Source organism: Enterobacter cloacae complex sp. IR5384 (genome assembly GCF_049237265.1).
Classification (GTDB): domain Bacteria; phylum Pseudomonadota; class Gammaproteobacteria; order Enterobacterales; family Enterobacteriaceae; genus Enterobacter; species Enterobacter cloacae.
Genome location: NZ_JBMKHJ010000008.1, coordinates 101,832 through 123,122, shown reverse-complemented (window position 1 = coordinate 123,122; position 21,291 = coordinate 101,832). Strand labels below are relative to the sequence as shown.

Here is a 21,291-nt window from a genome sequence, read left to right as displayed (position 1 = left end):
TGGATAACGCCTCTCAAAACCGGCTCAAACTCTCCATCGCCACCGCCTTAAACTCGGCAAAATCTCCGCAGTTACACAGCCGTGACATCGCACGTTCGCGCAGGAAGGTAACGAAAATATCGTAGATCGCCATCGCCTCTTCGTATTCGCTTTTGCTGATGGCGAGCAGGAAGATAACGTGGGCAGTTTCGTCGCCCCACTGGACGCCGTGCGGGGCGAGCACGGTATAGACCACCGTTTTCTGTGCCAGCAGGCCAAGGGAGTGCGGCAGCGCGATGCCGTCGCCGAGCATGGTGCTGACGATGGCTTCACGCTCAACGACCGAGTCGAGGAACTCAGCCCCCACAAAGCCCTCCTCTTCAAGCTGGACGCAGAGCTCGCGGAACAGCGTTTGCTGGTCCACAGGGGCGTTGAGAATACGGAAATGCGCAGCGTCGAAGTATTTATCCAGCATCCACGGACGGGTTCTGTCCACCAGCACCAGCTTGCCAATCTGCTCCAGCTGGTAGTCCGTCGGGAACGGGGCGATCATCACCACCGGCTTAGACTTTTCACTGACGCGGGCAGTCGAGATCACAAAGTCTTCGCTAATGGATTCCGTCTGCTCGTACTCGCGAAGCGTAAGCGTGCGTGTGACCTCAATCTGCGGGTATTTGCGCTGCAGCACCGCCTCAATCATGCGTACCATGGCATTACCGGCATCGCACACCAGCAGCACGCGCGGCTGGCGCTGGTAGCCAATGTTGTAGTGGCGCTCCAGCCCGACGCCAATATGCAGCACCAGGAAGCCAATCTCGTTTTCGCTGATCACATACGGCGTGTATTTGCCCCAGCTTGAGACTGCCGCCAGCGTCATATCCCACGCCATCGGATAGTGCTGCTTGATGTTATCCAGCAGCGGATTCGGGATCATGATTTGATACCGCACGCGGGTGATCATGGTTTTAATATGGGTAAGCAGATCCGCATGCAGCTGCTCGTCGCTGAGCAGGTTGTAGTTATAGTGGGTGTTGATATAGCGCAGGATGTAGTTGACCAGCGCTTCGTCGTCATCCGCATTGATGGCACTCGGCGCGATATCCTGGATCTGCCGCGCGGCGATATGCACGCACAGCCAGCTCTCTTCCGAAGGGGAAAGCGCTTTGCCCGCCAGTTGCTGAATGGTCACCGCGATATCTTTCGCCGCGTCACGCACGTTCTCTTCCACATCTTCGGCGTGGAATTCCGGCAGCGGGTACCCCTCGCTGATGCGGCGCACCGACACCGCGCAGTAGAGTCGCAGGAACAGCTCGCCTTCGTCGGTCAGGCGGATGTGATGCCGCGTCAGTGCCTCGTGCAGTACGGGCACCATCTGCTCTGCTACTCCGGCATTGAGCGCCACGTCGGTCACCAGCGGGTTCAGGCTGTCCTGCTGGGCCAGCTCCCAGAGCAGATCGGTCAGACAGGCGCGGGTCGCCATCTCACTGCCAAACAGCTTCATGCCGTGACGTGGACGCGTTTCCAGCGTCAGGTTGTAGCGGTGGAACCACTCCCGCACCTCCACCATGTCGCTCTGCAGCGTGGCGCGGCTGACGAACCACTCATCGGCCAGGTCTTCCAGTTTGAGTGAAAACGCCGAGGTGAGAAAACGCACCACCAGATAATGCACGCGCTCCGGCCCGGTACGGGGAATGCGCAGCGCGCGCGGATGGGAAGCCTGTAGCTGCTGATAACGTACCGCATCGTCAATTTTGAGCTGGTAGCCATTGCCGCGGCTGAGAATAAACTGCGCGCCGTGGCTTGCCAGCAGCGCGTTCAGGGCGGAAATATCCGCCCGGACGGTTCGCGTGGAGACCGACAGCCGCTGCGCCAGCTCGTCCTGCGGCAGCGTCTCGTTTTGCAACAGATCGAAAAGTTGCGCTAAACGTTGGTTCGGAAATCGCACGTCGTTGACCTCTTACTGCTCAGGGTGAAATGACCATCTGGGATGGGCTGCCGACCGGGGTATAGTCTGACTCAAAGCTTAGCTTGCCGTCCTGACCGACGCGGAAACGGGTAATGTTGTCGCTGCGCTGGTTCATGACGTACAGCCAGCGCCCCTGTTTATCGAGCGTCAGGGTGCGCGGGTAGTCGCCACGCGTCCAGACATCGTCCTGATGCGTCAGCGTGCCCTCCGCTGTTACGGTAAAGTGCCCGATGCTGTTATGCAAACGGTTAGCCACGTACAGCTGTTTACCATCTGCACTCAGCGCCAGTCCGGCCGCAAAACAGGTGCCTTTGTAACCTTCTGGCAACGCGGAGAGCGTTTTGCCCTCTTTCAGCCTGCCGTTGCTGTCCAGCGTATAATGGGTGAGCGTAGACGCCTCTTCGTTAATCAGCCACAGCGCATCCCCCTTCGGCGTAAAGACAAAGTGCCGCGGCCCGGCCCCTTTTGAGGAGGCGCTGATAAACGGCGGATCGTTCGGCGTCAGCTTGCCGGTTCGATCGTCAAAGCGGTACTGATAGATACGATCCAACCCCAGATCGGTGGAAAACACATATTTCCCGCTCGGATCGGCGGCGATCATGTGCGCATGAGGACCATTATGATCGCTGATGGCAAAACTGCCTTCTGCTGCCGCCTCCGGTTTCGCAGCGCCTGGCTCACCCTGATCCTGGTGCCGATCCGTGGCGTCACCCAGGCTGCCATCGGCTTTGATCGGCAGCACTGCGATCGATCCGCTTACGTAGTTCGCCACCAGCAGATGCTGACCGTTCGGCGTGAGCGAAAGATACACCGGCCCCGCACCGCCGGAGGAGACCTGATTCAGCTCGCTCAGCTCGCCGTTATCATCTATCCGCAGCGCCTGCACCACGCCCTGCTCCACTTCGCTTGCCAGATACAGCGTTTTGCCATCGTGCGAGACGGCCAGCTGCGCGGCGTTCGGCAGCTGACTCACCAGCGTTTTATCGCCGAGCGCACCGGTGTTCGGGTCGACGGTAAAGCGGTACAGCCCTTCCCCGTTGGGGTTATAGGTGCCCACCCAGGCGTACTGCGGCTGGGCGATAGCGGCGTTAGCCAGTAAAGAGAGTGAAGCGACAAGCAGGGTACGGGTGTGCATGATGGCTCCTTTGGGGTTATGCGGTGTGTTCCCCCCTCACCCTAACCCTCTCCCCAAAGGGGAGAGGGGACGATTACACCCTCTCCCCTTTGGGGAGAGGGCTGGGGTGAGGGGTAAGGTTTTGTTTTACTTCACCAGCTTCTTCGTCATCGCAAGCAGCGTACGCACATCTTCCGGACGCGTATCGCCGCTGGCTTTATCGATAATCGAACTATAAATATGCGGAATGATTTTGCTCACGCCCGCGTCCAGGGCGATCTGCAGGATCGCCTCGTAGTTTTCCAGATCGATTCCCCCGGTCGGCTCCAGCCAGAAGTCGTGACGGGCGCAGGCTTCCGCCACGGCCAGGTATTCGTCACGGCACTTCAGGCCGCCCATCGGAAAGTATTTGACTGAACTGCCGCCAAAATCTTTCAGCAGGGCGATCGCCGTTTCAACCGGCACAATGCCGTCCGGTGCCGCGCTGCTCAGCGGGCCGGTGGAGATTTTTACCATCCCGACGGTGCCGGTCGGGGAGACCAGACCGTTGACCACCGAATCATTCTGCCCCAGCAGCGCACGGCTGGTGGCTACACCAGTGAAAACCTGGTTAACGTGCTGCGGCTGCACCTGACGGGAGATTTCGCTCACCATCGCCGACTGGTTCGGGTCACCCGCCCCCAGGCCTACCGAGAGCGCGTTATCAATCAGCGCCGCGTACTCGCGCATATCAGCAACCGCGCTGGGCACGTCCGGGTAATTTTTGGAGAGCACGCCCACCAGCACATGACCTTCCGCCGCCTCGTAAATGGCGCTGGCGTTCGCTTTTGAGCCTGCCAGCACGTTCAGGCAGACGCGGTCACGGTAAAAATTGGGGGTCAGTTTCATGCCTTTTTCTCCTGTCCTAACACTTCGCTTATGCGGCGGTACACAATGTTCAGCTGGTCAGCGCTCACGCTGCGCACGTCCGCTTCGATAATCCCTTCGTTGGCCTTGTAGCCGCGGAAATAAATGGCGTATTCCCCCTGCTTCAGGGCATTCACCAGCTCGCCGGTGCCGATGCCGGTTACGGCTTCGTCAAACTTAATCTCGGTACGCGCGATATCGCGACCGGCGCTGTCCCAGACCACGCGCGCGGTAACGCCGTTCAGGGTGTTGAGCGCGTCGATAAACGGCGTCATCTTCGCCACCATCTCCGCCCCGCTCTCTTTAGTCGCCGTCAGGTAGTGTTCGATGGCGCAGGTCAGGCCGAGGATCCCCTCTTTACCCACCTTCATGGCGCGGCCAATGCCCGCCGTCTGGCGCTTCACCCACTCAACGTACTGGGTCTTGCCGATCACCAGGCCGCTGGTGGGCCCTTCGATCGCTTTCGCGCCGCTGTAGATCACCAGATCGGCGCCGGAGCGGTAATAGGTATGCAGATCTTCTTCCGCTGCGGCATCGACGATCAGGGGCAGATCGTGTTTGCGCGCCACAACCGCCGCCTGCTCAACGCTGAGCATGCTTTTCTGCACGCAGTGGTGCGATTTGATGTAAAGGATCGCCGCGGTGCGCGGGGTGATGGCCGCCGCCAGCTGATCGGCTGAGCATTCGTTAGCGTAGCCCGCTTCCACCAGCTTGCCGCCGCCAAGCGCTACCATGGTGCCCACCGGCGCGCCAAAGTTAACGTTGTGGCCTTTCGGCAGCACGATTTCGTTGTTCTCAACTGGAGTGACGTGCAGGTTTTCCAGCAGCCAGTCGCTGTCTTTCACCAGCACCGCCGCAACGGACTGGGCGATGCCCGCGGATGCGCAGGAGACCACCGTCGCGCCTTCCACGTCCAGCAGCTTCGCGATGTATTCCCCGGTTTTATTGACCAGATCTTTCATCTCGAAATAGTGATTCATGCCGTCCATCGCCGCCTGCACCACTTCCGGGCGTGGCGTGGAGACACCCAGCGCCGTCATGCGGCCGGAGGTGTTGATAACCTGCTTTAAGTGGTACTTCTCATAAATCGAAGGCATGTTCCGTGCTCCCTTGTTCGGTCATGTAGCCCTTGCCCGCGCGGATCGCGGCAAGCGGCACCAGAATGTGTTCAGCCTGCAGGCTGTCGTTTTCAGCATCCGTCAGCACCGTCGGCTGACGTTTAAGGGTGAACAGCGTCAGGTCGGCGTCGAGGCCGGGTTCGATACGCCCTTTGCGCGTCAGGCGCAGGCCGTCGGCGGCGTTGGCGGTGACGCAGTCAATCACCTGCGGCAATGACATGCCGATGGCGAGGAATTTCGACATCACGCTCGAAAGCGAGCCCACCGGGCCGTTGATGCGGTTGCGGCAGTAGATATCCGAGCTGATGGTGTGCGGCAGAATGCCCATCGCGATAGCGCGTTTCGCCACTTCAAAGCTGAAGCTCGCCGTACCGTGGCCTACGTCCAGCCGCACACCGCGTTTCAGGGCAGAGGTAATGGAGGCGCGCAGCTCGCCGGAGGGCGTCAGAATGCGGTTTGGCTTGCCGTTGTAGCAGTGGGTAATGATGTCGCCCGAGCTCAGCAGCTCGGCAATTTCATCCAGATTCGGCGGGTTATTGCCGATGTGTACCATCAGCGGCAGGTCGCCGTTCTCTTTCTGAATGGCTTTCGCGCGCTCCAGCGGCGTAATACCGTTTTCACCCACCACGCTGCTGCTCATGCGCGCTTTCAGCCCGACGATAAAATCAGGATGCCGTTTCACCGCCTGCTTCACGGCATCGGCATCAATATTCGCCATATTGGCCAGCTCGTTCTGGGCAATCAGCCCCACGCGGGAGATATTCAGCAGGGCAAAGACCTCGGTTGAGGCTTTGCGGGTGATTTCGTAGAAATCGTCCACGTCGTCGGCACCGGTACTGCCCGCATCCACCACGGTGGTGACGCCAGTGGCAATACCCACGCTGTCCGGTTCGTCGTGGTAAATAGGGGAATTCGGGTAGCAGTGGACGTGGGAGTCGATCCAGCCTGCGCTGACGAATACGTCACCGTTCAGCTCCACCGTTTTGCGGGCGGGAGCGTCTATGTCGCCTGTTGCGGCAATTTTCCCGTCCAGAATGGCGATATCGGTCAGGGTATCGTCGCTAAGGCGCGCACGGCGCAGGAGTAAATCAAACATGGGGTTCTCCTGATAAGGCGGGCGCCAGCGCGCCCGCAGGTATTAAAGGGCGACCGGGAACAACCAGCCTAAAATCATGGCGCCAAGGATGGCACCGCCGGTGATCGGCTTCTGCCAGATGTAGAACAGCAGCGCGCCCAGCAGCGAACCGACGCCAATCGGAATAGAAGCGGTCATGGCGCTGAGGATAATCAACGGCCCCAGAAAACGACCGGAGGCATTGCCCGCGCCCATCATCACGTCCGCCCCGTAGGTGGAGTTGCTCTGGTTGATGGTGAACTTACGCGCCAGGATGATGACGTAGCCGATCGCCAGACCAATCACCAGGCCGGTAATCAGCGAGGCAATGAAGTTGGTCACCGGGAACATGATCCCCGCGCCCAGCAGCAGTGCTGGCACACCCAGACCCACGCCGGTCTGGATAGCCCCGCCGATGTCGAGGATCCCTACCAGCGATCCTTCGATAATACGGGCGAACAGGAAGCTTGCGCCGAACGCCGCCACTGCGCCGTATACACCGGTATCAATTCCCGCCTTCAGCATCGCCACGAAGGCCACTTCGTTAAACGCGCCGATGCCGTAGAGGTAGTACATGTGCGTCCCGGCAAACACGCCGGAGGAGAGCAGGCCAACGAAGATCGGGAACGACCAGTCGGCATACCAAAAACCTTTATTCTGTTCCATGTAGAGGCTCCTGTTATTTACCGCTGAGCGAGTTGTGGATCATGTCGAGCCAGTTCGGCACGGTCAGATGGAAGGATTCAATCATCTTCATGTCGAAGCCGCGGAAGAAGCCGCTCAGCACGAAGAGCAGAACGATGGCCGCCATCATCACTTTGGTGACGTGGTTCCAGCCGCTCTCTTCCACGCCTTTACCGATCAGGATCCCCAGTACCAGGCCCGGTACGGCGTTACCCATAATCAGCTGCGCCGCGCCGCCGAAGATGGTGGCCCAGAAGCCGGATTTTTTACCCGCGTCGATGGCCGCCAGCCAGAAGATCACCGGCATCACGGTGTTCACCAGCAGGTTTGCCGCCGGTACCAGCACCTTCACGGCGGTGACCTGCAGTGCGGCCGGAACAGACGAGGCAGTGAGGTTAAGGAAGGTGACAACAATCATGCCGATGATGCCGCAGGCAATCGCCATCTTGCGGGGATCGTGCAGCGTTTCGCCGACGTTACGGTTTTTGATCATCAAGGCTGCAGCACCCCAGTTTGGGATGATGCGGTGGTCTACGTCCTGTGTGAAGGCACCTGCGGCCACGGAAGAGGCCCAGGCGTTAAAGAAGAAGCCTAACCCAAAGGAGAAGTGAGAAGCCGGATCCCCTTCGCAGGAGTTCAGTTCCCCCAACGTACGAAACGCGCCCATACCCTGAGTGGTAGGCGCATGAAACATGCGTGCAGCCCCGGCTCCAACACCGACGCCTACCAGGCCGCCAATGATGAGCGATTTTATTAATATAATTAAGAACATCAGTCTGCCCTTTTATGAATAATCAGCGTTGCGTGACGAAATCCACCTGGTCGAGATTGATGGCGGTCACGTTGACGGTCACATCCAGCTCCACGCTGTAGGTGCGTCTTTCCCGGCGCAAAAAGAAGAACAGAAACGCTTCTTTACGCACCGCTTCTTGCGCCTGAACGACCTGCACATCCTGTGGCTCCATACGCAGTAAGATATGCGGTGAGGCTTTCATCACCGCGGCCTGAACGTGGTTGAGTGCGTCGGCAAAGGCGCGCGCTTTGGCGTCGCCCTTCCCCTTCACTCTCACCGTGGTTGTGAACTGTTCTTTCATGCTTATGCGCCGTGCTTCTTCTGCCACGCCTGCACCAGACGCTCGCCCAGCTCTTCTTTATCCATAAAGCCAAAGCCCAGCACGTTGCAGCCTTCGTTGATGGCGGTCACCCCCTCATCCACGGAGCGCATGCCGTATTTCGCTTTGTAGCCATATTTGGTTTGCGCCGTGATGGCACCCGCGCCGCCGCTGCCGCAGAAGGAGATGCCGAAGGTGGCGTTTTCCGCTTTCATGACGTCGCCGAGTTTCATATCTGCCGCCATACCCGGCACGACAACCGCACGTCCACCCGCTTTTTCCACACCGGCAGCCACTTTCTGGCCTTTACCCAGGCGATCGCCAATCACGACTGTAATCTGTTCCATGTGTTGCTCCTTAAAGGTTGTCTTTCGCGACTTCAAAGTGAACGGAGAGCAGCCAGGCTTCTTCATCAGGAAGGTTGCCAAACTGCGCTACCACTTCACGGGCGAGCCGCATTGAATCCGGTGAAATTTCGTCGAACAGCTCTGCCTCCACTTCCGGCAGCGGCTCGCCGGTCACGGACCGGTGCGCCATCGCGCGGACATGGGAGGTGAGCATCTGTTCCTGTACTGCATTGGGGATGATGTTGTGCCGGGCCAGCAGGGCATAAACCTGCTGTAGCATGGTGTTCGCGAGCTTTTCTGTTTGCTCCGCCTGATCCCCAACGTCGTTCATTACCGCTCCGTTACTCACTGGTCTTACCCCGTTAATGGCTCTGGAATAAAACTAACGTTGGCGATGGCGGGTTTGTAGCGAGTTGTTTTCCACTTCGAAGTGGAAAGGCGAGCCGCAGCAGTGATCTGTGCCACATAAATAGGCTGAATCTGGATAAATCGCTGTATTTGCGTGATGAATATCACGTTATCTGACGGCAAATATGGGAAGAGCGAAGCGGAAAAGATTACGAGCCGACTCGTAGAAATGTGACGTGGATAAGGTTTTCTTATGGGGATTCGCTAGAGTGGCGGCGGGTGCTTGAGACTGACCGTCTCAGGCATGGGACGGAAAGTGGAAAGCCCCGCCTGATAAAAAATCAGGGCGGGGGCTCGAAACGACACGTCGGACCGTGGAGTTCGCTACCTCGCCCGCTTTAAAGCAAGGAGGCATCCATGAAACGCCAATCCCCAATTATCCGGGTTTTGATGATTATTGCTTTGACAATAATCATCTTAACGCTGGTGACGAGGAAAACACTGTGCGAGATCCGTTTTCGAAACGGCTCGCTTGAAGTGACAGCGCGGATGGAGTGTCGCTCCGGCCAGTAGGGAGCAAAGATGCGGGGGCGCTAACTGCGCCCCCGCATACGGGAAAGGACGTACAGCTCAGGCACCCAATTAACGATACTTTTTGTGATACGTGTTACGCGTCGCGACAAACTGGTCGGCTGCCGCCTGGGCTTCCTTCACTTTGCCTTCGTTAGCGAGCTTCAGCGCGCCGTCAATCTGACCGACCAGCACGTCAAAGCCGTGGCGATAGTCCTTCATCTCTGCGCTGTCTGCCGCTTTGCTTTCCAGCTTTGGCGGCGTCGCTTTTTGCGCGTCCAGCGCCGCTTCACGCATTTTGGTCAATGCGCTTTTCATTTCTGCCGCATTGTCCGTTTTCTGCACGACCTTCAGGTTTTGACTGAGGATGTCCATGTTGTCTTCGAGATCGGCAGCAAACGCAGAAGAGCCAAGAACCAGCGTTGAAGCCGCGACGATCGCTAACAGGTGTTTACGCATTGCTCACTTCCTTTTTTATTATTAAAACGCTTTTCGGGTATTACTGGCCGGCAATTTTCATTTCCGGCAGTAATACAGAACCACACTGTATATTGCTACGTGTTTCAATATCGTTACCGACCGTAACGATATTGCGCCACATGTCCTTCAGGTTGCCGGCGATGGTAATTTCGCTCACCGGATACTGAATCTCGCCGTTTTCGACCCAGAAGCCTGCCGCACCGCGAGAGTAGTCTCCGGTAATGCCGCTCACGCCCTGGCCCATCAGTTCTGTCACCACCAGGCCGGTGCCCATCTCTTTCAGCATCTGCTCGAAGTTCAGGCCCTGTCCGGCAATGCGCCAGTTATGGATGCCCCCCGCATGTCCGGTGCTTTTCAGCCCCAGCTTGCGCGCGGAGTAGTTGGTCAGCAGCCACTGAGTCAGAATGCCGTCTTTAACGATATCGCGGCGTTCCGTGCGCACGCCTTCGCTGTCGAACGGCGTGGAGGCCAGACCTTTAAGCAGGTGCGGGTGCTCTTCAATGGTCAGCCATTCCGGCAGGATCTGTTTGCCCAGCGAGTCGAGCAGGAAGGTCGATTTACGGTAAACTGAGCCGCCCGCGATAGCGCCCACCAGATGGCCAAACAGGCCGGTCGCTACTTCATTGGCAAAAATGACCGGGGCTTTCATGGTGGAGAGCTTACGTGGTGACAGGCGAGACAGCGTGCGTTCAGCACACGCTTTGCCCACCCACTCAGGGGACTGTAAATCCCCCAGCGCGCGGCCGATGGTGTAAGCATAATCCCGCTCCATATCGCCGTTTTCTTCGGCGATCACGCAGCTGGAAAGCGAGTGACGGGTTGAGCAATAGCCCTGCAGCATTCCGTGGCTGTTGCCGAAGACTTTGATGCCGTAGTGGCTGTTGAAGCTGCCGCCTTCGGTATTGGTGATGCGTTTATCCGCCTGCAAAGACGCCTGTTCGGCACGTGCGGCCAGCTCGATGGCTTCGTCCGGGGTAACTTCCGCCGGGTGGAAAAGATCGAGATCCGGGGCATCAAACGCCAGCAGATCTTTATCCGCAACGCCAGCATAAGGATCCGGTGAGGTGTAACGCGCAATATCCAGCGCCGCCTGCACGGTACGGGCAATGGCATCGGGGCTGAGATCGGTAGACGACGCGCTGCCTTTGCGGTTCTGGTGATACACCGTGATCCCCAGTGCGCCATCGCTGTTGAATTCTACATTCTCCACTTCGCCATAGCGGGTGCTCACGCTAATGCCGGTGGTTTTGCTGACCGCCACTTCGGCGCCATCTGATTTACCTGAAGCGAGCGTCAGCGCGGTGGAGACGGCTTCTTCCAGAATCTTACGCTGCGCTTCAACTTGTGAGGTTACTTTCATCGCAAATGCCATACTGTAAGAGAGAGTTAACTGAAGTCTAACAGAGAACCGTTTTTCAGTGCGCGTCTTAACTGGTAACATTAGCCTCTTTTTTTAAGGAGCCTGACATGACTAAGCAGCCCGAAGACTGGCTCGACGACGTTCCCGGTGATGACATCGAAGACGAAGATGATGAGATCATCTGGGTCAGTAAAAGTGAAATTAAACGCGACGCCGAAGAGTTAAAACAGCTTGGCGCAGAAATGGTGGAACTGGGTAAAAACGCGCTGGATAAGATCCCGCTCGACCAGGATCTGCGTGATGCCATTGAACTGGCACAGAAAATCAAAAAAGAAGGCCGTCGTCGCCAGCTTCAGCTTATCGGTAAAATGCTGCGTCAGCGCGACGTCGATCCGATCCGCCAGGCGCTGGATAAACTGAAAAACCGCCACAACCAGCAGGTTGCGCTGTTCCACAAGCTGGAGCAGATCCGCGACCGTCTGATTGAACAGGGTGATGATGCGGTACCGGAAGTATTGAACCTGTGGCCGGATGCCGACCGCCAGCAGCTGCGTTCATTGATCCGCAACGCGAAGAAAGAGAAAGAAGGGAATAAGCCGCCGAAGTCCGCGCGTCTGATTTTCCAGTATCTGCGCGAGCTGTCTGAGAACGAAGAGTAATCCGTGCGGTTTTGCGCCGGATGGCGGCGTAAACGCCTTATCCGGCCTACAAGGTCGTGCAATGAGTAGGCCCGGTAAGCGCTAGCGCCACCGGGCTTTTTTTTTACTCTGCGGCCTCAGCCTTTTTCGCCAGACCGTCCAGCAGCTTCTGATGGATCCCACCAAAACCGCCGTTACTCATCACCAGGATATGGTCACCCGGCTGAGCGGCTTTCACCACCATATCCGCCAGAGCATCAACATCCGCACTCCAGTGCGCAGGCTGAATGCAGGCATCGGCCACTTCAGCGACCTGCCACGGAATATGCTGCGGCTGCAGCAGGAAGACCTCGTCGGCACGCCCTAAGGATGGCGCGAGATCGTCTTTGCAGATGCCCATTTTCATGGTGTTAGAGCGTGGCTCCAGCACCGCCAGAATGCGCGCGGTACCGCCGACCTTGCCGCGTAACGCTGCAAGCGTCGCCAGAATAGCAGTTGGGTGGTGCGCGAAATCGTCATACACGGTTACGCCGTGGGCTTCACCGCGCAGCTCCAGACGGCGACGGGCATTGATAAATGAACCCAGCGCATTCGCCGCGTCCGCAGGCTGAACACCCACATGGCGTGCGGCAGCGATTGCCATCAGGCCGTTATGCATGTTGTGTTCGCCAACCAGGCCCCACTTCACCTCACCCACTTTCTCGCCGTCGAGCCACACTTCCCACTCCGAGGCATCCACGTTGAGTTTTTTCGCCTGCCAGTGGCCCTGCTCACCCACCAGCTCCTGCTCGCTCCAGCAGCCCATCGCCATGGTCTGCTTAAGATTGATGTCGTTCTCCGGCAGGATGATACGGCCCTGACCCGGAACGATGCGCACCAGGTGGTGGAACTGTTTCTGAATGGCTTTCAGATCGTCAAAGATATCCGCATGATCGAACTCAAGGTTGTTGAGGATCAGCGTGCGCGGGCAGTAGTGTACAAACTTGGAGCGCTTGTCGAAGAACGCACAGTCGTACTCATCGGCTTCGATCACAAAGAACGGGCTCTCCCCCAGACGCGCAGACACGTCGAAATTGCCCGGAACGCCGCCAATGACAAAGCCAGGCTTGTAACCACAGGCTTCAAGGATCCAGGTCGCCATACCGGCGGTGGTGGTTTTACCATGCGTACCGGCCACAGCAACAACCCAACGGTCGCGCAGGACGAAATCATGCAGCCACTGTGGACCAGACATGAACGGAATATTGCGTTCCAGTACCGCCTCAACGCACGGATTACCTCGCGTCATGGCGTTGCCAATGATCACCAGATCCGGCGCGGGATCCAGCTGGCTGGCATCATAACCCTGAATCAGAGAGATGCCCTGTTTTTCCAGGAGCGTGCTCATCGGCGGATACACATTGGCGTCCGAACCTGTCACTTCATGGCCCAGCGAGCGCGCCAGCATTGCCAGTCCGCCCATGAAAGTGCCACAAATCCCCAATATATGAATGCGCATACGTCACTATCCTTCTTCAATGTGGCGCACATTTTACTCACATGTTAGCGGGTGTGAAACGCATTTCAGGTAAATCCGTATATTGCTGGCGCGATTCACCTCTGCGCTACTATTTGAATATTTGTTAAGATTGTTGGGCATTAGTCGTTTTAGTGAACATACAATCGCTCTACTCACAAAGATGCAGGGAAAGTGTTATGAAAACGTTAGGTGAATTTATTGTCGAAAAGCAGCACGAGTTCTCTCATGCTACCGGTGAACTCACTGCTTTGCTGTCGGCAATAAAGCTGGGCGCTAAGATCATCCACCGTGATATCAACAAGGCCGGTCTGGTCGATATCCTGGGTGCCAGCGGTGCCGAGAACGTTCAGGGCGAGGTTCAGCAGAAACTCGATCTGTTCGCAAATGAAAAACTGAAAGCTGCACTGCGCGCACGCGACATCGTTGCGGGTATCGCCTCTGAAGAAGAAGATGAAATTGTCGTATTCGAAGGGTGTGAACACGCGAAATACGTTGTTCTGATGGATCCGCTGGACGGCTCCTCCAACATCGACGTTAACGTTTCTGTCGGTACCATTTTCTCCATCTACCGCCGCGTCACGCCTGTTGGCACGCCGGTGACAGAAGAAGATTTCCTGCAGCCTGGCAGTCAGCAGGTTGCTGCCGGTTATGTCGTGTATGGCTCCTCCACCATGCTGGTCTACACCACTGGCTGTGGCGTTCATGCCTTTACTTACGATCCGTCGCTGGGCGTGTTCTGCCTGTGTCAGGAACGTATGCGCTTCCCGGAGAAGGGCAACACCTACTCCATCAACGAAGGTAACTACATCAAGTTCCCGACTGGCGTGAAGAAGTACATCAAATTCTGCCAGGAAGAAGATAAAGCGACGCAGCGCCCTTACACCTCCCGCTATATCGGTTCCCTGGTTGCGGATTTCCACCGTAACCTGCTGAAAGGCGGCATTTACCTCTACCCAAGCACCGCCAGCCACCCGGACGGGAAGCTGCGTCTGCTGTATGAATGCAACCCGATGGCGTTCCTGGCGGAACAGGCGGGCGGCAAGGCGAGCGATGGTAAAGAGCGCATTCTGGATATCGTGCCAGAAAGTCTGCACCAGCGTCGTTCCTTCTTCGTCGGCAACAACCATATGGTTGAAGACGTTGAACGTTTTATCCGTGAGTATCCGGACGCGTAATCCCTCTCCCGGGGAGCCGCTCTGGCTCCCCAATACATTTATATAATTTACCGTATAAGTGTTTATAAAAAACGCGCTTTAATATTCAGATTCGCTCCTGCATTATTTCCATAACAGTTTGACAGATATTTCCTGGAGCGTACCCGTGACGAAAAACTATTCCCGTGCCAATACCGGCATCGATTTAAATCTTATTCCTGTCTTTATTGAAGTGGTCCGCTGCGGCAGCATGGCGAAGGCCTCTGTCCGGCTGGAGATGTCACGCCCGGCCGTGAGCCTGGCGTTGAAGCGCTTTAGCCAGCTTTTTGCTGAACCGCTATTTATCCGTAAAGGGTTATATCTTGAACCGACGGAAAAAGCGTTAACCTTAACCCACCAGCTGGAAATATTACTCGGTAATATTCACGATAATATTAGCGCGATTAATTCGTCCGAGAATAATACCCTGGTACAGAATGTACCAGGGTCGGGGAATATTATGCGACACTCTGCGTCGTCAGTTTAAATGATGACATGGCTTCCATCAGCTGGCGTGACTGCTCTTCCAGTGAGCGCGTCGCGGCAGAGGATTGCTGTACCAGCGCCGCATTCTGCTGCGCGGTTTCATCCATCTGATTTACCGCAATATTAACCTGTTCAATACCACGGCTCTGTTCCTGAGACGCGGTGGCAATTTCGCGCATCAGTTTGGTCATGCGCAGCACTTCGGTTGCGATCTCATCCATCGTTTCGCCCGCCTGCTGCGCCAGCTCGCTGCCCTCATTAACGTGGGTCTGCGAGTCGCTGATAAGTGAACGGATCTCTTTTGCCGCATCGGCGCTGCGGCTGGCAAGATTGCGCACCTCGCCCGCAACGACGGCAAAACCGCGCCCCTGCTCGCCCGCACGCGCCGCTTCCACGGAGGCGTTCAGCGCCAGAATGTTGGTCTGGAAGGCAATGCCGTCAATAACGCTCAGAATGTCGGCAATGCGCGCCGAGCTGCCGGAGATATCGCGCATTTTCTCAATCACATAGCAGACCATTTCGCTGCCGTGATCGGCAGTATCCGAGACAGATTTCGCCAGCTGGTGCGCCTGCTCGGCGTTATCCGCGTTGAGTTTCACCGTGGCGGTGATCTCTTCCATGCTGGCGGCGGTCTGCTCCAGCGAGGTCGCGGTGGACTCCGTGCGCTCGGCAAGATCCCTGTTTCCCGCCGTCAGCTCGCGGCTGCCGGTATCAATTTGCGAGCTGGCATCGCGGACCCGCAGCACCGAGTGCATCAGCGACTGGCGCATGCCTTCGATGGCGGCATTCAGACGGTTGAACTCCTGGCTCGCCGGGGCATTCAGCGTGTGGGTTAAATCCCCCGCGGCGACGTTTTCCAGCTGCGCAATCGACGCCGAGAGCGGCTTGAGCAGCATGTGGCGCAGCACCAGCCAGGCCAGCACAATGATGCCTGCCGTCAGCAGCGCCGCGACAACGATCAGGATCAGAACCCGCGTTTTGCTCGACTGCACGGCGCTGACTTCCGCTTTCCCGCGCGCGTCGCTCCACATCTGGAACGCCTGCATATCATTATCAAACTGCTTTGCTACCGGAATGAGCTTACTCTCCAGCAGATCGTAATAGCTGTCTGCGCTCTGTTCGTTCAGCGCTTTCAACATTGGGTTGATCCCCTGCTGGTTATAGGCCGCCAGACTGGCCGCCACCTTATCCAGCAACTGCTGTCCCTGGGGATCGGCCACGCCTGCGTCGATCACGCCTTTCAGCGTTTTTTGCGCCAGGGCGATCTCCTGATTAATGCTTTTCACCGATTTCGCGGCATCGTCCAGCAGACCAATTTCCATCATTCTGACAGCCTGGCCCGCCTCGTTGCGCGCACGAAGGATCAGCGTATAGCCAGAATTGAGCTGCACCATCTGCTCACCCTGAAGGTGGTTGATGCGCTGAAGTGACGAAGAACTCTGTGTGAGGGCATAAATGCCAATGCCGCTGACAATCAGCAGCAGAAGGGTCATAACGGCCAGTAAAGAGAGCAAGCCGGTACGAATCGATAGCGTTTTAAGCATGATGTTATTTCCGGTAGCGAGATATTTCTGGGCATAAAAAAAGAGTATCGGCCGCTACCGGAAAATGTTTAGACTTTAAGCAAATTCAGCATGTTATCGCTCTGTTACTGATGTGTTCACGCGGGTAACAGGCGAGCTCTGGCGGTTCTCCCAGAGCACCGTCAGACCGCGCTGCAGGGCAATAAAAATAAACAGTAAAATGCCGATGGCGATTTTCGTCCACCAGGAGCTGAGCGTGCCGTCAAAGTTGATATAGGTCTGGATCAGCCCCTGGATTGCCACGCCAAACAGTGTTCCCAGCACCGTCCCCACCCCGCCGCTGAGCAGCGTGCCGCCAATCACCACAGAGGCAATCGCATCCAGTTCAACGCCAACCCCGGCCAGCGCGTAACCCGCCTGGGTGTAAATGGAGAAGACAATCCCCGCCAGCGTCGCCAGCCCGGTGGAGAGCATATAGATGCGGATGGTGGTGCTACGGGTGGAGATCCCCATCAGATTGGCCGAGGTCGCGTTGCCGCCAATAGCGTAGACCTGATTACCAAACCGGGTGCGATGGGCAAGGAAGATACCAATGACCACCACGCCCAGCATCAGCAGCCCCATCGCGCTCAGGCGCCCCCCGCCGGGGATTTTCCACGCCAGGCTGGAGAGCGTGTCGTACACTGGATGGTTGATTGGGATCGACTCCTCAGACACCAGGTAGCTCACGCCGCGCAGGAAGAACATCCCGGCAAGCGTAATGATAAAGGCCGGGATCTTGAGCGCGTCAATCAGAAGCCCCATAAAGGCACCAAACGCACAGCCCATCACCAGCACCAACGGAAACGCCACCAGCGGCGAGATGCCCCAGAAACCGATCGCTTTGGCAAGAAACACGCCGGTAAAGGCGATCACCGATCCGACGGAGAGATCAATCCCCCCGGAGAGGATCACAAAGGTCATGCCGACCGCGATGATGCCTAAAAAGGCGTTATCCGTCAGAATGTTACAAATCACACGCGTCGAGGCGAACCCCGGGAACTGGGTCAGGCAGTAGAGATAGCCCAGCACAAACACGCCCAGTGTGATCATTAACGGTAAATTACGTTTTATCATGGCCACGGATCCCCTTAATGATGCTGACAAAGCGCGGTGACTGGACGATCAGCACGCAGAGTACGACCACCGCTTTCACCACCTGGTTGAGTTCCGGCTGGAACCCGGAAAGCAGGATCCCGGTGTTCATGCCCTGAATAATCAGCGCGCCAATTACCGAGAGCAGCAGGTTAAAGCGCCCGCCCATCAGCGATCCGCCGCCAATGACCACCGCCAGGATCGCATCCAGCTCCAGCCATAACCCGGCGTTGTTGGCATCAGCCCCACGAATATCTGCCGCGACGATCACCCCGGCGATGGAAGCACACACGCCGCTCAACACGTACGTGAGCATCACCATCAGCCGCGTATTGACCCCCGCGTTGCGCGCCGCACGGATGTTGATCCCGACCGCTTCAATGAACATGCCCAGCGCCGTTTTGCGGGTAAAGATCCAGAACACCACCAGCGTCACCAGCGCAATGATCACCGGCGTGGGGAAGAAGAGCAGCTTGCCGCTCCCGAGCCACGCCAGGTTCGGCGAGTTGAAGGTAACAATCTGCCCCGAGGTGATGAGCTGCGCGACACCGCGCCCGGCCACCATCAATATCAGCGTGGCAACAAACGGCTGAATTTTGAGCACCGCCACCAGAATGCCGTTCCACAGTCCGGCCAGCACGCCGGTGCCCAACGCCGCCAGCAGCACCACCGGCAGGCTGTGCCCGGCCACGGTCATTGAGGCTGCCGTCGCCCCGGCAATGGCCATCACCGCGCCAACAGAAAGGTCGATCCCGCCGGTGGCGATCACCAGCGTCATACCAATGGCGAGCAGCGCCACCGGCGCGGCGCGGTTTAAAATATCGATCGGGCTGCCGAACAGGCGGCCATCCTGCACGATTATCTGGAAGAAATGCGGTGCGACCAGGCTATCGACCAGCAACACCACCAGCAGCGCGGCGATTTGCGGCGTGCCGGTCGGCCAGTTGAAGCGGCGTTTTGTTTCGCCAGTTTGCGAAAGCGAACGAGACATCACGATTCACTCCTTACGCCGCGATGGCATTCATGATTGCCGGAACGGACAGTTTATCCAGCGGGATCTCTGCCACCTGCTTGCGATCGCGCATGATGATGACGCGATCGGCATAGCCCACCAGCTCCTCCAGTTCAGACGAGATGACCAGCAGCGCCAGCCCGTCCGCGCACAGGGTTTCAATAAGGCGGATAATTTCGGCGTGCGCCCCCACGTCAATGCCGCGGGTCGGTTCATCGAGGATCAGGAACTGAGGTTTGGTCAGCAGCCAGCGGGAAAGCAGTACCTTCTGCTGGTTGCCCCCGGAGAGGAACTCTATCGGCTGTTCTGCGCTCGGGGTACGGATACCGAGCTGGCGAATAAAGCGCTCGGCTATGGCGTTTTGCTCTTTCCGTGGGATCGGCCGCAGCCAGCCGCGCTGCGCCTGTAAGGCCAGAATGATATTTTCCCGCACCGAGGCGGCGGCAATAATGCCATCCGTTTTTCTGTCTTCCGGGCAGAAACCCACACCCAGACAGGAGGCCTGATGTGGCGAGCGCAGGGTTTGCGGTTTACCTTTGATCAGCGCGGTGCCGCTGTCTGCAGGCTTGATCCCGAAGATCACCTCGGCGGTTTCGGTACGGCCCGAGCCTAACAGGCCCGCCAGACCGACAATTTCACCGGGGCGCACCTCCAGGTTAAACGGCGAGATCACCCCTTTCTTGCCGAAATCACTGAACGCGGCGACCGGTTTCTCACTCAGCAGCGTACGGCCGGCACGCTGGAGCGCATTGGACTCCAGCTCGCGGCCGAGCATCATTTTGACCAGTTCAATCTGCGGCAGCTCGCGGGTGTCGCGGCAGCCGACAAAACTGCCGTTGCGCAGTACCGTAATGCGATCGCTCACCTCATACACCTGATCGAGGAAATGGGTGACGAAGATCAGGCTCACGCCCTGATTGCGCAGCTGGCGCATCAGGGTAAAGAGCATCTCCACTTCCTGGGTATCGAGGCTGGCGGTGGGCTCATCAAGGATCAGCACTTTTGCCGAGAGGTCGATAGCGCGACAAATGGCGACAATCTGCTGCATGGCGACGGAAAAACGGTTCAGCGGCTCGCGTACGTCAAGAGAGAAGCCGTAAGACGCCATCAGTTTTGTCGCCCGCGCTTCCATCTCCTTGCGGCGCAGCAGGCCAAAGCGTCGTGGCTCCCGGCCAATAAACAGGTTATCCGCGACCGACATGTTCGGCAGCAGGTTCACCTCCTGGTACACCGTCCCGATCCCCAGCTGCTGCGCATGGGCGGTATTTTTGGGTGATATGGCGTTACCTTCCAGCCAGATGGTGCCGCGATCCGCGTGATAAACCCCGGTCAGGGCTTTAATCAGCGTCGATTTCCCCGCACCGTTCTCGCCCAGCAACGCCATGATCTCGCCGCGTCGCAGGCTAAAATCAACGTTATCCAGCGCTTTTACGCCGGGGAAGAATTTACTCAAGCCCTCTGTGCGGAGGATTTCCTGGTGTTGTTCAGTGGTCATGGTTTTCCCCCTCACCCTGACCCTCTCCCCGTAGGGGAGAGGGGACTATTCGTGCCAGTCTTTAATTTTCTGCCCAAACTGCCCTTTTCCCTCTCCCCTCCGGGGAGAGGGCTAGGGTGAGGGGGCTGAGCTTAGTAGCCCATATTTTTCTTCTTCTCTAACTCTTCTTTCGCGGTATCCGGCAGGTAGAGAGTGGATTTGGTGACCGTCACCTTCTCAGGCATCGTGCCGTCTTTCTTGAATTTCTCCAGCGCATCGAATGCAGGACCGGCCATGTTTGGCGTGAGCTCCACGCTGGCGTTGGCTTCGCCGTCGATCATCGCTTTGTAGATGTCCGGCACGCCATCGATAGAGCCGGTGAGGATATCTTTGCCCGGTTTCAGGCCCGCTTCTTTAATGGCCTGAATCGCCCCGATCACCATGTCATCGTTGTGGGCGTAAACCATGCAGATGTTCTTGCCGTTGTTTTCAGCCTTGATAAAGCTCTCCATGACCTCTTTACCTTTACTGCGGGTAAAGTCGCCGGACTGAGAACGGATAATTTTAATGTTTGGCGCTTTGGCGATGGCCTCAGCAAACCCCTTCTTACGGTCGATGGCCACGCTCGCGCCGACCGTACCTTGCAGCTCAACGACGTTACACGGCTTGCCATCCACCTGTTTCACCAGCCAGTCACCAATTAATTGCCCTTCAAGAACGTTGTTGGCGGTCACGGTGGTCATATAGAGAGATTTGTCTTTTACATCGATGGAACGATCGAGCAGGAAGACCGGGATCTCAGCATCTTTCGCTTCCTTCAGGACAGGCTCCCAGCCGGTGGCCACAACGGGCGCAATAAAGATGGCATCCACACCCTGCGCAATAAACGAACGCACGGCTTTAATCTGGTTTTCCTGTTTTTGCTGGCCATCGGCGATCTTCAGCGTGATGCCGCGTTTCTGGGCCTCGCTTTTCGCCACGTTGGTTTCTGCCGCACGCCAGCCTGATTCAGAGCCGACCTGCGAAAATCCTACGGTTAAAGGTGCGGCCATCGCCATAGACGACATGGCTGCCGAAACTGCTGTGACAAGAAGTAAGCGCTTCCACATATGAACGTCCTCGTAGGGTGAGTTATTGTTGGTTAAAAGATGTTCTGCGAAATGACTATAGCCAATGAAATATGTAACGAATTGCGTTACATCACACTTCAGAAA

22 protein-coding genes are annotated in these 21,291 nt (G+C 57.3%); 4 read left to right on the top strand and 18 right to left on the bottom strand.

Going from position 1 to position 21,291, the window contains the following annotated elements; all coding sequences use genetic code 11:
- Positions 1-13: 13 nt before the first annotated feature.
- The 10 genes from ACOTX3_RS09675 to ACOTX3_RS09630 all read right to left on the bottom strand — a co-directional run bounded on the left by ACOTX3_RS09675 (position 14) and on the right by ACOTX3_RS09630 (position 8,689).
- Positions 14-1,924: a BglG family transcription antiterminator gene (locus ACOTX3_RS09675; protein WP_040020451.1), complete on the bottom strand. Its 1,911-nt coding sequence runs from the start codon at positions 1,922-1,924 to the stop codon at positions 14-16.
- Between the two features lie 19 nt (positions 1,925-1,943).
- Complete coding sequence (locus ACOTX3_RS09670) at positions 1,944-3,080, bottom strand: lactonase family protein (RefSeq protein ID WP_421631607.1); 1,137 nt, start codon at positions 3,078-3,080, stop codon at positions 1,944-1,946.
- Positions 3,081-3,206: 126 nt separating this feature from the next.
- A complete protein-coding gene (gene dagF / locus ACOTX3_RS09665) occupies positions 3,207-3,947 on the bottom strand; it encodes a 2-dehydro-3-deoxy-phosphogluconate aldolase (RefSeq protein WP_013095353.1) in 741 nt (246 codons plus the stop codon).
- Positions 3,944-5,062 carry a DgaE family pyridoxal phosphate-dependent ammonia lyase gene (locus ACOTX3_RS09660; protein ID WP_127869101.1) on the bottom strand — a complete coding sequence of 373 codons (1,119 nt, stop codon included), beginning with the start codon at positions 5,060-5,062 and terminating at the stop codon, positions 3,944-3,946. The genes dagF and ACOTX3_RS09660 overlap by 4 nt, the downstream gene beginning before the upstream one ends.
- Positions 5,046-6,179, bottom strand: coding sequence for an amidohydrolase/deacetylase family metallohydrolase (locus ACOTX3_RS09655; RefSeq protein ID WP_038418558.1), 1,134 nt, complete (start codon positions 6,177-6,179; stop codon positions 5,046-5,048). Before ACOTX3_RS09655 ends, ACOTX3_RS09660 begins: the two co-directional genes overlap by 17 nt.
- A 42-nt stretch (positions 6,180-6,221) precedes the next feature.
- A complete protein-coding gene (locus ACOTX3_RS09650) occupies positions 6,222-6,863 on the bottom strand; it encodes a DUF4310 family protein (protein WP_013095350.1) in 642 nt (213 codons plus the stop codon).
- A gap of 13 nt (positions 6,864-6,876) precedes the next feature.
- The gene (locus ACOTX3_RS09645; protein ID WP_006810337.1) at positions 6,877-7,653 is read right to left on the bottom strand and encodes a DUF4311 domain-containing protein; all 777 of its coding nucleotides are present in this window, start codon (positions 7,651-7,653) and stop codon (positions 6,877-6,879) included.
- A gap of 22 nt (positions 7,654-7,675) precedes the next feature.
- On the bottom strand, positions 7,676-7,975 hold the full coding sequence (locus ACOTX3_RS09640; protein ID WP_127869102.1) for a DUF4312 family protein: 300 nt from the start codon (positions 7,973-7,975) through the stop codon (positions 7,676-7,678).
- 2 nt (positions 7,976-7,977) lie between these two features.
- On the bottom strand, positions 7,978-8,340 hold the full coding sequence (locus tag ACOTX3_RS09635; protein ID WP_006179053.1) for an SFCGS family glycine-rich protein: 363 nt from the start codon (positions 8,338-8,340) through the stop codon (positions 7,978-7,980).
- 10 nt (positions 8,341-8,350) lie between these two features.
- Positions 8,351-8,689, bottom strand: a complete 339-nt coding sequence (locus tag ACOTX3_RS09630; protein WP_028027887.1) for a glycine dehydrogenase — start codon at positions 8,687-8,689, stop codon at positions 8,351-8,353.
- A 416-nt stretch (positions 8,690-9,105) separates the two neighbouring features.
- Here ACOTX3_RS09630 and ACOTX3_RS09625 point away from each other — a divergent pair, with 416 nt between their 5' ends.
- A complete protein-coding gene (locus ACOTX3_RS09625; protein ID WP_020688727.1) occupies positions 9,106-9,261 on the top strand; it encodes a Hok/Gef family protein in 156 nt (51 codons plus the stop codon).
- A gap of 69 nt (positions 9,262-9,330) precedes the next feature.
- On the opposite strand, the gene cybC is transcribed toward ACOTX3_RS09625, so the two are convergent.
- Together cybC and pmbA are read right to left on the bottom strand one after the other, a co-directional pair.
- Positions 9,331-9,717, bottom strand: coding sequence for a cytochrome b562 (gene cybC / locus ACOTX3_RS09620; protein ID WP_013095348.1), 387 nt, complete (start codon positions 9,715-9,717; stop codon positions 9,331-9,333).
- Positions 9,718-9,757: 40 nt separating this feature from the next.
- Positions 9,758-11,110, bottom strand: coding sequence for a metalloprotease PmbA (gene pmbA, locus ACOTX3_RS09615; RefSeq protein WP_032618803.1), 1,353 nt, complete (start codon positions 11,108-11,110; stop codon positions 9,758-9,760).
- Between the two features lie 95 nt (positions 11,111-11,205).
- On the opposite strand from pmbA, the gene yjgA reads away from it, so the two are divergent.
- Positions 11,206-11,757: a ribosome biogenesis factor YjgA gene (gene yjgA / locus ACOTX3_RS09610; RefSeq protein ID WP_008501414.1), complete on the top strand. Its 552-nt coding sequence runs from the start codon at positions 11,206-11,208 to the stop codon at positions 11,755-11,757.
- A 103-nt stretch (positions 11,758-11,860) separates the two neighbouring features.
- Here the strand turns inward: yjgA and mpl are convergent, their stop codons facing one another.
- Positions 11,861-13,234, bottom strand: a complete 1,374-nt coding sequence (mpl, locus tag ACOTX3_RS09605) for a UDP-N-acetylmuramate:L-alanyl-gamma-D-glutamyl-meso-diaminopimelate ligase (protein WP_013095346.1) — start codon at positions 13,232-13,234, stop codon at positions 11,861-11,863.
- 197 nt (positions 13,235-13,431) lie between these two features.
- Between mpl and fbp the strand changes: the two genes are divergently transcribed.
- Complete coding sequence (gene fbp, locus ACOTX3_RS09600) at positions 13,432-14,430, top strand: class 1 fructose-bisphosphatase (RefSeq protein ID WP_013095345.1); 999 nt, start codon at positions 13,432-13,434, stop codon at positions 14,428-14,430.
- A 145-nt stretch (positions 14,431-14,575) separates the two neighbouring features.
- Positions 14,576-14,935 (top strand): helix-turn-helix domain-containing protein, encoded by a 360-nt coding sequence (locus ACOTX3_RS09595; RefSeq protein ID WP_038418557.1) that lies wholly within the window; start codon positions 14,576-14,578, stop codon positions 14,933-14,935.
- Here the strand turns inward: ACOTX3_RS09595 and ACOTX3_RS09590 are convergent.
- From ACOTX3_RS09590 to ytfQ, 5 genes are all read right to left on the bottom strand, one after another.
- Positions 14,907-16,478, bottom strand: coding sequence for a methyl-accepting chemotaxis protein (locus tag ACOTX3_RS09590; RefSeq protein WP_038418556.1), 1,572 nt, complete (start codon positions 16,476-16,478; stop codon positions 14,907-14,909). The genes ACOTX3_RS09595 and ACOTX3_RS09590 overlap by 29 nt on opposite strands.
- A gap of 93 nt (positions 16,479-16,571) precedes the next feature.
- Entirely contained in the window at positions 16,572-17,573 is a 1,002-nt protein-coding gene (gene yjfF, locus ACOTX3_RS09585) for a galactofuranose ABC transporter, permease protein YjfF (protein ID WP_014830436.1), read from the bottom strand.
- Positions 17,560-18,585 carry a galactofuranose ABC transporter, ATP-binding protein YtfT gene (gene ytfT / locus ACOTX3_RS09580; RefSeq protein ID WP_161496896.1) on the bottom strand — a complete coding sequence of 342 codons (1,026 nt, stop codon included), beginning with the start codon at positions 18,583-18,585 and terminating at the stop codon, positions 17,560-17,562. Before ytfT ends, yjfF begins: the two co-directional genes overlap by 14 nt.
- Positions 18,586-18,595: 10 nt before the next feature.
- Positions 18,596-20,098 carry a galactofuranose ABC transporter, ATP-binding protein YtfR gene (gene ytfR, locus ACOTX3_RS09575; RefSeq protein WP_038418554.1) on the bottom strand — a complete coding sequence of 501 codons (1,503 nt, stop codon included), beginning with the start codon at positions 20,096-20,098 and terminating at the stop codon, positions 18,596-18,598.
- Between the two features lie 131 nt (positions 20,099-20,229).
- The gene (gene ytfQ, locus ACOTX3_RS09570) at positions 20,230-21,186 is read right to left on the bottom strand and encodes a galactofuranose ABC transporter substrate-binding protein YtfQ (protein ID WP_014882271.1); all 957 of its coding nucleotides are present in this window, start codon (positions 21,184-21,186) and stop codon (positions 20,230-20,232) included.
- Positions 21,187-21,291 lie beyond the last annotated feature (105 nt).

What these genes read in the sequence shown, in the direction of transcription:
- ACOTX3_RS09670 (WP_421631607.1), bottom strand. Translation starts at nt 3,080, where the DNA reads ATGCACACCCGTACCCTGCTTGTCGCTTCACTCTCTTTACTGGCTAAC.
- dagF (WP_013095353.1), bottom strand. Translation starts at nt 3,947, where the DNA reads ATGAAACTGACCCCCAATTTTTACCGTGACCGCGTCTGCCTGAACGTG.
- ACOTX3_RS09660 (WP_127869101.1), bottom strand. Translation starts at nt 5,062, where the DNA reads ATGCCTTCGATTTATGAGAAGTACCACTTAAAGCAGGTTATCAACACC.
- ACOTX3_RS09655 (WP_038418558.1), bottom strand. Translation starts at nt 6,179, where the DNA reads ATGTTTGATTTACTCCTGCGCCGTGCGCGCCTTAGCGACGATACCCTG.
- ACOTX3_RS09650 (WP_013095350.1), bottom strand. Translation starts at nt 6,863, where the DNA reads ATGGAACAGAATAAAGGTTTTTGGTATGCCGACTGGTCGTTCCCGATC.
- ACOTX3_RS09645 (WP_006810337.1), bottom strand. Translation starts at nt 7,653, where the DNA reads ATGTTCTTAATTATATTAATAAAATCGCTCATCATTGGCGGCCTGGTA.
- ACOTX3_RS09640 (WP_127869102.1), bottom strand. Translation starts at nt 7,975, where the DNA reads ATGAAAGAACAGTTCACAACCACGGTGAGAGTGAAGGGGAAGGGCGAC.
- ACOTX3_RS09635 (WP_006179053.1), bottom strand. Translation starts at nt 8,340, where the DNA reads ATGGAACAGATTACAGTCGTGATTGGCGATCGCCTGGGTAAAGGCCAG.
- ACOTX3_RS09625 (WP_020688727.1), top strand. Translation starts at nt 9,106, where the DNA reads ATGAAACGCCAATCCCCAATTATCCGGGTTTTGATGATTATTGCTTTG.
- cybC (WP_013095348.1), bottom strand. Translation starts at nt 9,717, where the DNA reads ATGCGTAAACACCTGTTAGCGATCGTCGCGGCTTCAACGCTGGTTCTT.
- pmbA (WP_032618803.1), bottom strand. Translation starts at nt 11,110, where the DNA reads ATGGCATTTGCGATGAAAGTAACCTCACAAGTTGAAGCGCAGCGTAAG.
- yjgA (WP_008501414.1), top strand. Translation starts at nt 11,206, where the DNA reads ATGACTAAGCAGCCCGAAGACTGGCTCGACGACGTTCCCGGTGATGAC.
- mpl (WP_013095346.1), bottom strand. Translation starts at nt 13,234, where the DNA reads ATGCGCATTCATATATTGGGGATTTGTGGCACTTTCATGGGCGGACTG.
- fbp (WP_013095345.1), top strand. Translation starts at nt 13,432, where the DNA reads ATGAAAACGTTAGGTGAATTTATTGTCGAAAAGCAGCACGAGTTCTCT.
- ACOTX3_RS09590 (WP_038418556.1), bottom strand. Translation starts at nt 16,478, where the DNA reads ATGCTTAAAACGCTATCGATTCGTACCGGCTTGCTCTCTTTACTGGCC.
- yjfF (WP_014830436.1), bottom strand. Translation starts at nt 17,573, where the DNA reads ATGATAAAACGTAATTTACCGTTAATGATCACACTGGGCGTGTTTGTG.
- ytfR (WP_038418554.1), bottom strand. Translation starts at nt 20,098, where the DNA reads ATGACCACTGAACAACACCAGGAAATCCTCCGCACAGAGGGCTTGAGT.
- ytfQ (WP_014882271.1), bottom strand. Translation starts at nt 21,186, where the DNA reads ATGTGGAAGCGCTTACTTCTTGTCACAGCAGTTTCGGCAGCCATGTCG.